General features: G+C 59.6%; 9 protein-coding genes. 5 read left to right on the top strand and 4 right to left on the bottom strand.

Features of this window, described 5'->3' with window-relative positions; genetic code table 11:
* Positions 1-78: 78 nt before the first annotated feature.
* Together ALP40_RS10265 and ALP40_RS10260 are read right to left on the bottom strand one after the other, a co-directional pair.
* Positions 79-549 (bottom strand): MaoC family dehydratase, encoded by a 471-nt coding sequence (locus ALP40_RS10265; RefSeq protein ID WP_122208168.1) that lies wholly within the window; start codon positions 547-549, stop codon positions 79-81.
* Between the two features lie 42 nt (positions 550-591).
* On the bottom strand, positions 592-1,536 hold the full coding sequence (locus ALP40_RS10260; RefSeq protein ID WP_122208167.1) for an alpha/beta hydrolase: 945 nt from the start codon (positions 1,534-1,536) through the stop codon (positions 592-594).
* A gap of 204 nt (positions 1,537-1,740) precedes the next feature.
* Here ALP40_RS10260 and fadD2 point away from each other — a divergent pair, with 204 nt between their 5' ends.
* The 5 genes from fadD2 (at position 1,741) to ALP40_RS10230 (ending at position 12,463) form a co-directional block, all read left to right on the top strand.
* A complete protein-coding gene (fadD2, locus tag ALP40_RS10255) occupies positions 1,741-3,429 on the top strand; it encodes a long-chain-fatty-acid--CoA ligase FadD2 (protein ID WP_122208166.1) in 1,689 nt (562 codons plus the stop codon).
* Positions 3,430-3,783: 354 nt separating this feature from the next.
* Positions 3,784-5,475: a long-chain-fatty-acid--CoA ligase FadD1 gene (fadD1, locus tag ALP40_RS10245; protein WP_122208164.1), complete on the top strand. Its 1,692-nt coding sequence runs from the start codon at positions 3,784-3,786 to the stop codon at positions 5,473-5,475.
* 391 nt (positions 5,476-5,866) lie between these two features.
* Positions 5,867-9,778 (top strand): ATP-dependent RNA helicase HrpA, encoded by a 3,912-nt coding sequence (gene hrpA / locus ALP40_RS10240; RefSeq protein ID WP_122208163.1) that lies wholly within the window; start codon positions 5,867-5,869, stop codon positions 9,776-9,778.
* A gap of 292 nt (positions 9,779-10,070) precedes the next feature.
* Complete coding sequence (locus tag ALP40_RS10235) at positions 10,071-11,192, top strand: beta-ketoacyl-ACP synthase III (protein ID WP_122208162.1); 1,122 nt, start codon at positions 10,071-10,073, stop codon at positions 11,190-11,192.
* Between the two features lie 146 nt (positions 11,193-11,338).
* Entirely contained in the window at positions 11,339-12,463 is a 1,125-nt protein-coding gene (locus tag ALP40_RS10230) for a GNAT family N-acetyltransferase (protein ID WP_122208161.1), read from the top strand.
* Between the two features lie 188 nt (positions 12,464-12,651).
* Here the strand turns inward: ALP40_RS10230 and ALP40_RS10225 are convergent, their stop codons facing one another.
* Positions 12,652-14,484 (bottom strand): ABC transporter ATP-binding protein, encoded by a 1,833-nt coding sequence (locus ALP40_RS10225; protein WP_122208160.1) that lies wholly within the window; start codon positions 14,482-14,484, stop codon positions 12,652-12,654.
* A gap of 99 nt (positions 14,485-14,583) precedes the next feature.
* Positions 14,584-15,147 carry a peptidylprolyl isomerase gene (locus ALP40_RS10220; RefSeq protein ID WP_122208159.1) on the bottom strand — a complete coding sequence of 188 codons (564 nt, stop codon included), beginning with the start codon at positions 15,145-15,147 and terminating at the stop codon, positions 14,584-14,586.
* Positions 15,148-15,235: the final 88 nt, after the last annotated feature.

The raw sequence follows: 15,235 nt of genomic DNA, 5'->3' as shown, positions 1-15,235 counted from the left end.
GGAGACATACCCCCGGCAACACAGGTGTGGCCGGGTCTAGAATGTTGGGTGCGCGTCTTCGAACACACCCGTACCCCATCAGCCAAAGGTGATTTCAGGCAGTACGGTCAGATCGACGGTCTGCTGTTTGCGCGGCGCGAGGATTTCCGCTTCACCGTCCACCACCAGCTCGTCGTTCTGGTTGAATACTTGGGTGGCGATGCGCACGCGGAATTTCGGCAGTTTTTCGAGGATTTCAAGGCGCACGGTCAGGGTGTCACCCAGCTTGACCGGCTTCTGAAAGGTCATTTGTTGACCGATGTAGATCGTGCCCGGCCCAGGCAACTCGCACGCCACGGCTGCGCTGATCAGTGCACCGCTGAACATCCCGTGAGCGATACGCTCCTTGAACATGGTCTTTGAAGCGTATTCAGCGTCCAGATGCACCGGGTTGTGATCGCCGGACATGGCAGCGAACAGCTGGATATCGCGCTCCTGGACAGTTTTGCTGTAACTGGCTTTCTGACCGACTTCAAGGGCTTCGTAGGGGGTGTTGGTGACTTGAGTCATGTGGCTGTCCTGGACAATATAAAGAAGTTGAAACGCACGGAATCATTCGGCCCGGCGCGGTCTTGGCTGCTCGAGGGCGTTGTGCAGCCAGTCGAGCAGGTCGTGAGTGACTTCATCGCGGTTCGTGTCATTGAGCACTTCGTGGCGTGCCTGGGGGTAAACCTTAAGTTGTAACACTTGATGACCCGCTTCTGCCAATGCATCGGCAAGATCCTTCAGACGCTTGCCGGCACTCACCGGATCACATTCGCCGCCAATAATCAGCAAAGGAAGGCTGGAGTCGATCTGTGCCATGTTCGAAGGCGTGCTGATTTTTTGCAGCCCGCCGAGCAGATCTACCCACAATTGATTGGTGCAGCGAAAGCCGCACAGAGGGTCCTGCACGTATTTGTCCACCTCATCCGGGTCACGACTCAGCCAGTCAAAGCAACTGCGGGTCGGCTTGAACGCTTTATTGAACGAGCCAAACGACAACCATTCGATCAGCGCGCTGCGCCCTTTGCGACCCTGGCGCAGGCACTCGAACCGGGCAACCAGGCGGGCGCCGCGATAGAACGCCGCCGGCTGGAAGTTCGAGCCACTGAGAATCGCCCCCTGCACACTCGCACCGTGGTGCATCAGGTAGGCCTGGGCGATGTAGCTGCCCATGCTGTGGCCCAGCAGAAACAGCGGCAGGTCCGGATGCCGCTGGCTGATTGACTGGCTCACGGCTGCCAGATCGTCCACCACATTGTTCCAGCCGCCTGTATTGGCGAAATGCCCGAGCCTGCCTTGCTGCGCGGTTCTGCCGTGGCCGCGCTGGTCGTGTGCGTACAGCGCGATCCCTGCCGCGCTCAACGCCAGCCCGAGCCGCCCGTAACGACCGCTGTGTTCGGCCATGCCGTGGACCAGCATCATGACGGCCTTGGGCGGGGTATCAGGCAGCCAGGCGTTGACGTACAGGCGGCAATGGTCGTTGGTGTCGAGCCAGAATGTTTCGTGATGCATGGCGATTTCCCGATCTGGAGCGGCTGCCCTGAGGATGTAGGCTTAAGTGTATAGCTCCAAGTGAATGGCATCCTGAATAGCAGAAAGATTCACGATGTTGATGAAGCCGACTGGCATATTTGCCTTCCAGGGTTTAACTGCTAACGTCGGGCGGTCGCGATTGTGAATGGCGACCAGGCATACGCAGGGAAGAGGATAAAAATAATGCAACCTGAATTCTGGAACGATAAACGCCCTGCCGGGGTGACCTCTGACGTGGATCTGCACACCTATCGGTCTGTCGTTGAGGTCTTTGAAAGCGCCTGCAAGAAGTTTGCGGACAAGCCTGCTTTCAGCAATATGGGCGTCACGCTGACCTACGCAGACCTGGAGCGTCATTCAGCGGCCTTCGCCAGCTATCTGCAACACCACACGGATCTGGTGCCCGGCGACCGCATTGCCGTGCAAATGCCCAACCTGCTGCAATACCCCATCGCCGTCTTCGGGGCGATGCGCGCCGGCCTGATCGTGGTCAATACCAATCCGTTGTACACGGCACGCGAGATGCGTCATCAGTTCAAGGACTCGGGTGCCAAGGCGCTGGTGTACCTGAATATGTTTGGCAAGTTGGTGCAGGAAGTATTCCCCGACACCGAACTTCGTTACCTCATCGAAGTGAAAATGGGTGACCTGCAGTCGCCTGCCAAAGGGTGGCTGATCAACACCATCGTGGCCCACGTCAAAAAGATGGTCCCGGCCTATGAGCTGCCGCAGGCCATCAGCTTCAAAACTGCCTTGCGCACGGGCCGTGGCGGCTCGGTGAAGCCTGTCACGGTCTGCCTGGATGACGTGGCGGTGTTGCAATACACCGGCGGCACCACCGGCGCGGCCAAGGGCGCGATGCTGACCCACGGCAATCTGGTCGCCAACATGCAGCAGGTGTACGCCTGTATGCGCCAGCAATGCCCCGAGGGAGGCGTGATGTTCGGTGAGGCCAGAGAGGTGATGATCGCGCCGCTGCCGCTTTACCACATCTATGCCTTCACGGCCCATTGCATGTGCATGGTCATCAGTGGCAATCACAATGTTCTGATTACCAATCCGAGGGACATCGGCGGGTTCATCAAAGAGCTGGGCAAGTGGAAGTTCACCGCCATGATCGGACTCAATACCCTGTTCGTGGCGCTGATGAACCACCCCGACTTCAAGAAGCTGGACTTCTCCAGCCTCAAGAGCACCAACTCCGGTGGCACCGCGCTGGTCAAGGCCACGGCCGAACGCTGGGCCGAGATCACGGGCTGCACGATTGTCGAGGGGTATGGGCTGACCGAAACGTCGCCGGTCGCCAGCGCCAACCCTTACGGTGCGCTGGCAAGGCTGGGTACGGTCGGCTTGCCTGTTCCGGGCACGGGTATGAAAGTCATTAATGACGAGGGTGTGGAACTGCCGTTCGATGAACGCGGCGAGCTGTGCATCAAAGGGCCGCAAGTGATGAAGGGCTATTGGAATCGACCTGAAGCCACGGCTGAAGCGCTGGACGCCGACGGCTGGTTCAAGACGGGCGACATCGCGGTGATCGGTGCCGACGGTTTCGTCAGCATCGTGGACCGCAAAAAGGACCTGATCATCGTTTCCGGGTTCAACGTCTACCCCAACGAGATCGAAGACGTCGTCATGTCCCACCCCAAAGTCGCCAGTTGCGCGTGCATCGGTGTGCCGGATGAGCGCTCGGGTGAAGCGGTCAAACTGTTTGTGGTGGCGCGCGAGCCTGGGCTCACGGTCGAGGAACTCAAACACTTCTGCAAACAGAACTTCACGGGCTACAAGGTCCCCAAGCAGATCGTGCTGCGTGAATCCTTGCCAATGACACCAGTGGGCAAGATCCTGCGCAGGGAGCTCCGCGAGATCGCTTGATGCAGGAAATGTCTCTTTTTGCGTCATCGGCCTCGTTTGTATTGACCTGCAAGCGGGGCCTTATTTTTTGGCTAAGCTCAACCCCGTCCTACAAGCGCTCTGGCTCAACGCTTTCAGGGAATCCGAAAATTCCCGCACTGAAAACGAGGCTGTGACCGGAGCGCTGATATCGGTCACTTTTGTGACCGTAGAGCCCCTGTTTGCCCCTAGTCGGCCTTTGGCAAAGCTGCTACTCTCGGCGCGCTTTTTGACCTGTCATCAAGCGAATGGGCGTCTACTGCACAATTCCAAAACACAAGAAAATCATCGCCTAAAGCGATGTGAAGAATTCGCTATCGCTATGGAGCTGGCTGAATGATTGAAAACTTCTGGAAGGATAAATACCCGTCTGGTATCCCCACCGATATCAACCCTGATGAGTATCCCAACGTCCAGGCGGTCCTGAAGCAGTCCTGCCAGCGTTTCGCCGATAAACCCGCATTCAGCAATCTGGGCAAGACCCTCACGTACGGCGAGCTGTACACGTTGTCCGGCGCTTTCGCCGCCTGGATTCAACAGCACACCGACCTTGTGCCCGGCGACCGTATCGCCGTGCAACTGCCCAATGTCCTGCAGTACCCCGTTGCCGTGTTCGGCGCCATTCGTGCCGGCCTGATCGTGGTCAACACCAACCCGCTTTATACCGCCCGTGAAATGGAACACCAGTTCAATGATTCCGGTGCCAAAGCGCTGGTGTGTCTGGCCAACATGGCGCATCTGGCGGAAAAGGTCGTGCCCAAGACCCAGGTCAAGCATGTCATCGTCACTGAAGTGGCGGACCTGCTGCCGCCGCTCAAGCGCCTGCTGGTCAATAGCGTCATCAAGTACGTGAAGAAGATGGTCCCGGCCTACCACCTGCCTGACGCCGTCAAATTCAACGATGTTCTGAAAAAAGGCCACGGCCGACCCGTCACCGACGTGTCCCCTGACCAGGCTGAAGTCGCCGTGCTGCAGTACACCGGAGGCACCACTGGCGTGGCCAAAGGCGCGATGCTCACCCATCGCAACCTGATCGCCAACATGCTTCAATGCCGCGCGCTGATGGCCTCCAACCTCAATGAAGGCAGCGAAATTCTCATCACGCCGTTGCCGCTCTATCACATCTATGCGTTTACCTTTCACTGTATGGCCATGATGTTGATCGGTAACCATAACGTGCTGATCAGCAACCCCCGGGACCTGCCTGCGATGGTCAAGGAACTGTCCAAATGGAAGTTCTCCGGCTTCGTGGGTTTGAATACCCTGTTCGTTGCCCTGTGCAACAGCGAGGCATTCCGCAACCTTGATTTCTCGGCGCTGAAAGTCACGTTGTCCGGAGGCATGGCCCTACAACTGGCAGCGGCCGAGCGCTGGAAACAGGTCACCAACTGCCCGATCTGCGAAGGTTACGGCATGACCGAAACCAGTCCGGTCGCGACAGTGAACCCCATTCAGAAGATCCAGATGGGCACCATCGGCATTCCTGTGCCGTCCACCTTGTGCAAGGTCATCGACGATGCGGGCACTGAACTGGCGTTGGGTGAAACAGGCGAGTTGTGCATCAAGGGTCCGCAAGTCATGAAGGGCTACTGGCAGCGTCAGGAAGCCACCGACGAAATGCTTGATGCGGATGGCTGGCTCAAGACCGGCGACATCGCGATCATCCAGCCCGACGGTTACCTGCGCATCGTCGATCGCAAGAAAGACATGATTCTGATCTCCGGCTTCAACGTTTACCCCAACGAACTGGAAGACGTGCTGGTCACGCTGCCCGGCGTCCTGCAATGCGCCGCCATCGGCATCCCCGATGAAAAATCGGGTGAGGCCATCAAGGTGTTCGTGGTTGCCAAGCCCGGCGTGACGCTCACCAAGGATCAGGTCATGGAGCACATGCGCGCCAACCTGACCGGCTACAAAGTCCCCCGCAGCGTGGAATTTCGCGATTCACTGCCGACCACCAACGTCGGCAAGATCCTGCGCCGCGAACTGCGTGACGAGGAGTTGAAGAAGCTGGGCGTGAAGAAGTAAGCCGAATCTGTGTAACAAACAGCGCCGTGTCCCCTGACACGGCGTTGTCGTTTTTGGCAGGTCATGTGACAGGTTTATCACGCATCTGGTTTGCTGCCTGTGCCCGGCAGATCGCGGGCAAGCGCGCTCCTACGGTTGAACGCTGCACGTGGGAGTGGACTTGTCCACGAAGGCTGTTTTCCGCACGCCGCGTCTCGATTGAATGGGTCGGCCCTTTCGCGGACGAGTCCGCTCCCACGACCTCAAACAATGTTTTCAATGGCCATGCAGTGTTTGAAGGTCAGCAGCTGCGATTCGATCAGCCCCAATCCGCCCCCAACAGTCGTCCTCTCTTGCGCAATCTGCGACAATCGCGCCTCTGTATCCTTCAAGAAAAGACTCTGCGCACCTGATGACCGACGAATCGCCCAACATCGACCAACTCCTGAAAAACCTCGATCAAGCGATGATCGGCGACCGCCATCGTCTGCGTCGTCAGTTGCACGAACTGCGCAAGAAGCCTGACGAGGCGAAGCTGGCGCAGTGGGTGGCGCGGGTTCAGGCGTCCTGCGCACAGGTGACGGCGCGACGCGAAAGCGTGCCGACGGTTCGCTATGACGACAACCTGCCCATCGCCGCCAAGCGGGACGAAATCAAGGACGCGCTGCTCAAACATCAGGTGCTGATCATCGCGGGCGAAACCGGCTCGGGTAAAACTACCCAGTTGCCGAAGATATGCCTGGAAATCGGTCGCGGGCAACACGGCCTGATCGGCCACACCCAGCCGCGTCGAATCGCCGCGCGCAGTGTCGCCAGTCGGGTGGCTGACGAACTCGCCACACCATTGGGCGCGCTGGTCGGTTATCAAGTGCGATTCGAGGATCAGAGCGACAGTAACACCCTGATCAAGCTGATGACGGACGGCATTCTGCTGGCCGAAACCCAGCACGACCGCTTTCTTGAGCGTTACGACACCATCATCGTCGACGAGGCTCACGAACGCAGCCTGAACATCGACTTTTTGCTCGGCTACCTGAAAACCCTGCTGCCGCGTCGCCCGGACCTGAAAGTCATCATCACGTCCGCGACCATCGACCTGCAGCGTTTCTCCGAGCATTTCAACGACGCGCCCATCATCGAGGTGTCGGGCCGCACCTTTCCGGTCGACACTTGGTATCGCCCGCTGACCAGCGAGCAGGACGAGGAGGGCAACAGCGTCGAGGAAGACCTGACCGTCGATCAGGCGATTCTGGCCACGCTGGACGAACTGGCAGCCTTCGAGCGCAGCGAACGCAAGAGCCCGGGCGACGTGCTGGTGTTCCTGCCTGGCGAGCGTGAGATCCGTGACGCCGCTGAAATGCTGCGCAAGGCTCAGCTCAAGCACACAGAAATCCTGCCGCTGTACGCCCGCCTGTCGCCTGCCGAGCAGCAGCGTATTTTCCAGTCCCACCCGGGGCGCCGTGTGGTGCTGGCCACCAACGTGGCTGAAACCTCGCTGACCGTGCCGGGCATCCGCTACGTGATCGATACCGGCACGGCGCGCATCAGCCGCTACAGTTACCGCGCCAAGGTTCAGCGTCTGCCGATCGAAGCTGTGTCCCAGGCCAGTGCCAATCAGCGCAAGGGTCGCTGCGGGCGTGTCGAGCCGGGCCTGTGCGTGCGGCTTTACAGCGAAGAAGATTTCAACGCCCGACCTGAATTCACCGATCCCGAGATCCTGCGCACCAACCTGGCGGCGGTGATCCTGCAGATGTTGCACCTGCGCCTGGGCGAGATCACCGACTTTCCGTTCATTGAACCGCCGGATGGCAAGGCCATCAGTGACGGTTTCAACTTGTTGCAGGAGCTCTCGGCGGTCAATCGCGAGAACCAGTTAACCCCCTTGGGCCGCCAGTTGGCGCGTTTGCCGGTGGACCCGCGCATGGGGCGCATGCTGCTGGAAGCCGCCAAGCAGGGCAGTTTGCAGGAAGTGTTGATCGTGGCCAGTGCCATGTCGGTGCAGGACGTACGCGAGCGTCCGCCCGAGCGTCAGCAGGCGGCCGATCAGGCGCACGCCCAGTGGAAGGACGCCGACTCGGACTTCGCCGGGCTGGTCAATCTGTGGCGCGGTTTCGAAGAGCAGCGCCAGACGTTGACCGCCAGTCCGCTGCGCAATTGGTGTCGCCGCAACTTCCTCAATTACCTGCGCCTGCGCGAGTGGCGTGACTCCCATCGGCAACTGAGCCTGATCTGTCGTGACCTGCAACTGACAGTCAACAAGGAACCGGCGGATTATCCGAAATTCCATAAGGCGATTCTGTCTGGCTTGCTGAGCCAGATCGGTCAGAAAGCCGAGGAAGGCGACTACCTCGGTGCGCGGCAGCGACGTTTCTGGATACATCCATCCTCCGGGCTGGGCAAGAAGCGTCCGCAGTGGCTGATGACCGCCGAGCTGGTGGAAACCACCAAGCTGTATGCGCGCATGGTTGCCAAGATCGACGCCGACTGGATCGAGCCGCTGGCCGGGCACCTGATCAAGAAAAACCATTTCGAGCCGCATTGGGAGAAGAAGCGCGGACAGGTCGTGGCCTTCGAACAGATCACCCTGTTCGGCCTGATCGTGGTCGGCCGCCGTCCGGTGCATTTCGGTCCTGTGGATCCTGTGGTGTCGCGTGAATTATTCATCCGCGAAGGCCTGGTGCGCGGCGATATCCTGTCCCGTGCCAAATGCCTGAGCGCCAATACTCGCCTGCTGGAACAGCTCGACGAGCTGGAAGCCAAGGCCCGTCGTCGCGACATTCTGGCCGACGAAGACACGCTCTACAGCTTTTACGAAGCGCGCATTCCGGCCGAGATTCACCAGACGGCGACCTTCGACAGCTGGTACAAGGTCGAGAGCCAAAAGAACCCGCAACTGTTGATCATGCGCGAAGAGGATGTGCTGGCCCGCGAGGCCAGCGAAGTCACCGCCGCGCAGTACCCGGATACTTTGCGTCTGGGTGAGCTGAGCCTGTCGCTGACCTATCACTTCGAGCCCAATCATCCGCGCGACGGGGTGACCCTGCGCGTCCCCGCACCGCTGTTGCTGACGTTGCCCGCCGAGCGCTTGGAGTGGCTGGTGCCGGGTCTGCTGGAGGCCAAGTGCATTGCGCTGGTCCGCAACCTGCCCAAGGCAGTGCGCAAAAACTTCGTGCCGGTGCCTGACTTCATCAAGGCCGCCTTGCAGCGCATCACCTTTGGCGAGGGCTCTCTGCCCTACGCACTGGGCCGCGAGTTGTTGCGCATGACGGGTGCCCGGGTCACCGACGAAGCCTGGGCCGAAGCGGCTCAGCAGCTCGATAACCATTTGAAAATGAACCTTGAAATTGTCGATGGCAATGGCAAGTTCCTTGGCGAAGGCCGAGAGCTGGACGAACTCACGGCGCGTTTTGCTGAAGCCAGCCAGGCTGCGCTCGCCGTCCCGCAGTCAGCGAAAAGCCAACAGCCGGTCGAGGCCAAGGTGTTCGCGCCGGTGGCACAGAAAACCCAACAGAACATCGCCGGGCTGTCGATGACGGTGTACCCCGCGCTGGTGGAAGAGGCTGGCACGGTCAAGGAAGGCCGCTTCTCGACCCAGGCCGAGGCCGAATATCAGCATCGCCGCGCTCTGCAACGGCTGTTGCTGCAACAGTTGGCCGAGCCCGCGAAGTTCTTGCGAAGCAAGCTTCCGGGCCAGACTGAGCTGGCCTTGTTGTACCGCGAGTTGGGTCGTATCGATGCACTGATTGAAGACATCCTGCTGGCCAGCCTCGACAGTTGTGTTCTGGAAAGCGAAGCCGAGCTGCCCCGTGACGGCGCCGGGTTGCTGTCGCTGGCCGAACGCAAACGTGCCGACTGGACCGAGCATGCCGAGCGTCTGGCAAAGCTGACCCTTGAGATTCTCAAGCTATGGCACGGTTTGCAGAAGCGCTTCAAAGGCAAGATCGATCTGGCCCAGGCGGTTGCGCTCAATGACATCAAGGCGCAGCTTGGCAAGCTGGTTTATCCGGGCTTTGTGCGCGAAACGCCCGCGCAATGGCTCAAGGAGCTGCCGCGCTACCTCAAGGCCATCGAGATACGTCTGGAAAAACTGCCCGGCCAGGTGCAAAAGGACCGGGTCTGGAGCATTGAGTTGGCGGGGCTGTGGGCGCAGTATCAGGCGCGTGCCGATAAACACCGCCAGGAAGGCAAGCGCGACCCGGAGCTGGCGGTCTATCGTTGGTGGATGGAAGAGTATCGCGTCTCGCTCTTCGCTCAGCAGTTGGGCACCCGGATGCCGGTGTCTGACAAACGGTTGAGCAAACAGTGGAGTCTGGTGGAAGGCTGATCTCCAGCCTTGCGCGTCACTGAAATACGGCCGCGCTCGAATGCGCGGCCGACGGCGAGACGGATCTACGGGGCCAATACTCATTGGCCCGATGGCGCTAAAACCGGGCGCTGTGGCACACTCCGCGTCTGTCTTCACAATGCCGTAGACGTGGCCTGAGCCTCGCGCATTTGTTTTACGAACGCATGATTCATATACGCATTGGTACGTTGGTCCCAGAACAGTCGTGGGTTGCCACGTGCCGTGCCTTGGCAGGCCAATACCTGCGACCTTCAATAAGAGAGGAACGACCGTGCACAACGTCGTCATCAGCGGCACAGGCCTGTACACCCCGGCCGACAGCATTTCCAACGAAGAGCTGGTGCAGTCCTTCAATGCCTATGTAAACCGGTTCAACAGCGAGAACGCAGCCGCCATCGAACGTGGCGAAATGGAAGCGCTCAGCGAGTCCAGCGCCGCGTTCATCGAGAAGGCGTCGGGCATCAAGAGCCGCTTCGTGATGGACAAGCAGGGCATTCTCGACCCGCAACGCATGAAGCCGAACCTGCCTGAACGCACCAACGATCAGTGGTCGATCCTGTGTGAGATGGGCGTCGCTGCGGCCCGGCAAGCGCTTGAGCGTGCTGGCAAGACCACGGCGGATATCGATGGCGTCATCGTTGCCTGTTCCAACCTGCAGCGTGCTTACCCGGCCATCTCTATTGAAATCCAGGAAGCGCTGGGCATCGCAGGCTACGGATTCGACATGAACGTGGCCTGCTCGTCGGCTACCTTTGGCATTCAGAACGCGTGCAACAGCGTGCAACTGGGACAGGCTCGCGCCATTCTGGTCATCAGCCCGGAAATCTGCACCGCTCACCTCAACTTTCGTGATCGCGATAGCCATTTCATCTTCGGCGACGGCGCAACGGCGGTGGTGGTGGAGCGCGCCGATCTGGCGACCTCGCCTTACCAGTTCGATATCGTCAGCACCCGCTTGCTGACCACGTTCTCCAACAACATCCGCAACAACTTCGGCTTCCTGAACCGCACGTCGGATGAGGGTGAGGGCGCGCCGGACAAGCTGTTCGTGCAGGAAGGGCGCAAGGTGTTCCGTGAAGTCTGCCCGATGGTGGCGGAACTGGTGAGCGCGCACCTGGACGACAACGGCTTGAACGTCAGTGACGTAAAACGCTTCTGGCTGCATCAGGCGAACCTGAGCATGAACCACCTGATCGTCAAGAAACTGCTGGGCCGTGACGCGACGGTCGAAGAGGCGCCGGTGATTCTCGACACTTACGCCAACACCAGTTCGGCGGGCTCGGTGATCGCGTTCCACACCTATCAGGACGACTTGCCCAAAGGTGCGCTGGGCGTACTGAGTTCGTTTGGTGCGGGCTATTCGATTGGCAGCGTGATCCTGCGCAAACGCTGACAGCCCTGGCCGCCGGCACCGTGCTGTACACAGTGCCGGCGTGCCGGGTGTAAACCTCGACTTAGAGCGGCCGTCGATTCGCGGCCGTTTACATTCCGTCTCAATCAGTGATACTCGTCGCACGTTTACCCACCGAGGGAACCTGCATGCCGGTTCACGTCGTCGACAGCCTGAGCACCGTCACACCCGCCCAATGGGATGCGTTGGTGCCCGGCAATCAGCCGTTTCTGCGCCACGCCTTTCTGAGCTCACTGGAAGACAGCGGCAGCCTCGGCCCGCGTTCCGGGTGGCGTCCCGAGCACATCCTGCATTACGAAAACGAGCAACTGGTTGCCGCGCTTCCGGCTTACCGCAAGTGGCACTCCTACGGCGAATACGTGTTCGACCACGCTTGGGCCGATGCCTGCCGCCGCGCCGGTATCGCCTATTACCCCAAGCTGTTGGTGGCGGTGCCGTTCAGTCCGGTGGGTGGTTCGCGAATTCTCTCTGCAACGCCGCAAGGTGCATCGGAGTTGGTCAGTGAGCTGCCGGCCTATTTACAGAGTGAGGGGTTGTCCAGCGCTCACGTAAATTTCACCGATCCTGCCGCCGATGCCGTGCTGGAGGGGCAGCCTGGCTGGCTGTCGCGCATCGGCTGCCAGTTTCACTGGCACAACCGTGGCTATCGGGACTTTCAGGATTTTCTGGATGCGCTGAGCTCGCGCAAACGCAAGCAGATGCGCAAGGAACGCGAGCAGGTGGCAGGGCAGGGCATCGCTTTCGAATGGCTTGAAGGTCAGCAGATGACCGAGATCCTGTGGGATTTTGTCTACGCCTGCTATTCCAACACTTACGAGATTCGTGGGCAGGCGCCTTATCTGACACGCGAGTTTTTCAGCCTGCTGGCCGAACGCATGCCTGAATCGATTCGTGTGGTGTTGGCCCTGCAGGGCTCACGTCCGGTTGCGATGGCGTTCAGCCTTATCGGCGGCGACAGCTTCTATGGCCGTTACTGGGGTTGTCTGGCCGAGTTCGACCGTCTGCACTTCGAAACCTGTTTCTATCAAGGCATGGATTACGCCATTGCCCACGGCTTGCAGCGCTTTGATGCAGGTGCTCAGGGCGAACACAAACTGATCCGCGGCTTCGAACCGCAGATCACCCATTCATGGCACTACCTGATGCACCCCGGCCTGAAAGATGCCGTGAGCGAGTTTCTGGAGCAGGAGCGGGCGGGCGTGATGGCGTATGCCGAGGAAGCGCGGGCTGCGTTGCCGTATCGGCAGGTTTGAAGGGTTCTGCGAGCGGACGCGCAGCGTCCTGGGCGGCGTTACCACGCAGGAGCGTGGGAACGATCATGTGCTCCCGGGGCTGCTACGCAGCTCATCGCTGCCGTCGTAACCTCCGAGAGATCCCACGCCCTCCGGGCAGAAGCTGGTGTCCGCACACCCTCAGTCAATGACAGGGTGGTTCCTGCGCTTCAATCCACCCCCACAAACCCACCCGTCTGGTGCTGCCATAAGCGGGCATACAGCCCGCCCTGTGCCAGCAGTTCGGCGTGGGTGCCGGTTTCTGCGATGCGGCCTTTTTCCAGCACTACCAGTCGGTCCATGCGGGCGATGGTCGAAAGGCGGTGGGCGATGGCGATCACGGTCTTGCCCTGCATCAGGGTTTCCAGGCTTTCCTGAATCGCTGCTTCGACTTCCGAATCCAGCGCCGAGGTCGCTTCGTCCATGATCAGGATCGGCGCGTCTTTGAGCAGTACGCGTGTGATCGCGATGCGCTGGCGCTGACCGCCGGACAGTTTGACACCGCGTTCGCCCACGTGCGCATCGAAGCCGGTGCGGCCTTCGGAGTCCGACAGCAACGGGATGAACTCGTCAGCACGCGCCTTGCGAATGGCTTCCCACAACTGCTCGTCCGTCGCACCGGGATTGCCGTACAGCAGGTTGTCGCGAATCGAGCGGTGCAGCAGCGACGTGTCTTGCGTGATCATGCCGATCTGCGCCCGTAGACTTTCCTGAGTGACGTCGGAAATGTCTTGGTTGTCGATCAGAATTCTGCCGCCCTGTACGTCATACATACGCAACAGCAGGTTTACCAGCGTTGATTTGCCTGCACCGGAAGGGCCAATCAAGCCAATCTTCTCGCCCGGCCGAATGTCCAGATTGAGGTTGTGAATGATCCCGTTGCCATTGCCGTAGTGGAAGTCCACGCCATCGAATTTCACGCCGCCGTTGGCAATTTTCAGCGGTTGCGCGGCGGGTTTGTCGTTGACTGAAACCGGCTGCGAGATACTTTGCAGCCCGTCCTGCACGGTGCCGATGTTCTCGAAGATGCCGTTGACCACCCACATGATCCAGCCGGACATGTTGACGATCCGAATCACCAGACCGGTCGCCAGCGCGATGGCGCCCACTGAAATCAGCGAGTGCGTCCACAGCCATAACGCCAGGCCGGTGGTGGTCACGATCAGGATGCCGTTCATCGTCGTGATGGTGGTGTCCATCGACGTCACGACGCGACCGGCCAGCTGGCTCTTCTCGGTGTGATCGCGCATGGCTTCGCGCGCGTACTGCTGCTCGAAGTTGGTGTGGGCGAACAGCTTGAGCGTGGTGATGTTGGTGTAGCCGTCGACGATGCGCCCCATCAGCCTGGAGCGTGCATCGGAGGAGTCCACCGAGCGTTGCTTGACGCGGGGTACGAAGTACATCAACGCCAGTATGAAGGCCAGGATCCAGGTGCCCAGCGGAATCATCAGACGCCAGTCGGCCTCGGCAAACAGCACCATCGCGCTGATCGCGTAGATCAATACGTGCCAGAGGGCGTCCACCGATTGAACCGCCGAGTCACGTAGCGAGTTGCCGGTCTGCATGATGCGCTGGGCGATACGTCCGGCGAAGTCGTTCTGGAAGAAATTGACGCTTTGCTTGAGCACGTAGCTGTGGTTCTGCCAGCGAATCAGGTTGGTCATGCCGGGGCTGATGGTCTGGTGCACCAGCAGATCGTGCAGGCCGACGAATATTGGACGCAGCAGCAGGGTCACTACCACCATCCAGATCAGTTCAGGGCCGTGAAGGGTGAAGAAATCCTTGGGCGCGGTGGTCTGGGCCAAGTCAATGATGCGGCTGAGATAGCTGAACAGCGCGACTTCGATCAGTGCACCAATCAGCCCCACCACCAGCAGCGCGGTAAAGGTCGGCCAGACCTGACGCAGGTAGTAGGTGTAGAAGGCGAAAACAGTGTTGGGCGGGGCTGCGGTGGGGGCGTCTTTGAAGATATCGATCAGCTTTTCAAAACGACGATAAAGCATTGGCTATCACACCCACATCGTGTGGGCTCTCCCTTGATAAATAGAAGCGCTCCCGTCCGGGCCGCGTGAAGCCCTGGCTTCACGCGGTCCAGGTTCCTGTCAGTCGACGCGCTTGGCGGACTTGATCAGGATCGGGTCGTTTGGCACGTTCTGCATGCCTTTCTGGTTGCCGGTCTGGACGTTGACGATCTGATCGACCACATCCATCCCCTTGACCACTTTGCCGAACACTGCATAGCCGTAGTCACGCACACCGTTGTCGAGCATGGCATTGTCATTGGTGTTGATGAAGAATTGACTGGTGGCCGAGTTCACGTCCGATGTGCGCGCCATCGAAATCGTGCCGCGCACGTTATGCAGGCCGTTCTGAGCTTCGTTCTTGATCGGATCTTTGGTCGGCTTCTGAACCATTTGCTGCGTAAAACCGCCGCCTTGAACCATGAAGCCCGGGATCACACGGTGAAAAATCGTGTTGTTGTAGAAGCCGCTGTCGACATAGCCCAGGAAGTTCTGGGTACTGATCGGTGCCTTGGCGTCTGCAAGCTCGATCTCGATTTCGCCGAAGCTGGTGTTGAGCAAGACGTGAGTCGGTTTGTCCGGCGCTGCCATCAGGTTGGCGGCGAACAGCACGGAGCAGGCGGCAAGAGCGATTTTTTTCAACATAGAGCGACAGGTCCTTCAATGAGATATCGACTGTGGCTGGCAAGGTAACCACGTTTGGCTTTTTTTGCCCAGCGTGATCAGCGGGGCA

Origin of the sequence: Pseudomonas viridiflava (assembly GCF_003702045.1) — a bacterium.
GTDB lineage: Bacteria > Pseudomonadota > Gammaproteobacteria > Pseudomonadales > Pseudomonadaceae > Aquipseudomonas > Aquipseudomonas viridiflava_C.
Note: the sequence above shows the minus strand (reverse complement) of the source record. Positions and strands in the feature narration are given on the sequence as shown.

What these genes read in the sequence shown, in the direction of transcription:
- ALP40_RS10230 (WP_122208161.1), top strand. Translation starts at nt 11,339, where the DNA reads ATGCCGGTTCACGTCGTCGACAGCCTGAGCACCGTCACACCCGCCCAA.
- fadD2 (WP_122208166.1), top strand. Translation starts at nt 1,741, where the DNA reads ATGCAACCTGAATTCTGGAACGATAAACGCCCTGCCGGGGTGACCTCT.
- ALP40_RS10260 (WP_122208167.1), bottom strand. Translation starts at nt 1,536, where the DNA reads ATGCATCACGAAACATTCTGGCTCGACACCAACGACCATTGCCGCCTG.
- ALP40_RS10220 (WP_122208159.1), bottom strand. Translation starts at nt 15,147, where the DNA reads ATGTTGAAAAAAATCGCTCTTGCCGCCTGCTCCGTGCTGTTCGCCGCC.
- fadD1 (WP_122208164.1), top strand. Translation starts at nt 3,784, where the DNA reads ATGATTGAAAACTTCTGGAAGGATAAATACCCGTCTGGTATCCCCACC.
- hrpA (WP_122208163.1), top strand. Translation starts at nt 5,867, where the DNA reads ATGACCGACGAATCGCCCAACATCGACCAACTCCTGAAAAACCTCGAT.
- ALP40_RS10225 (WP_122208160.1), bottom strand. Translation starts at nt 14,484, where the DNA reads ATGCTTTATCGTCGTTTTGAAAAGCTGATCGATATCTTCAAAGACGCC.
- ALP40_RS10265 (WP_122208168.1), bottom strand. Translation starts at nt 549, where the DNA reads ATGACTCAAGTCACCAACACCCCCTACGAAGCCCTTGAAGTCGGTCAG.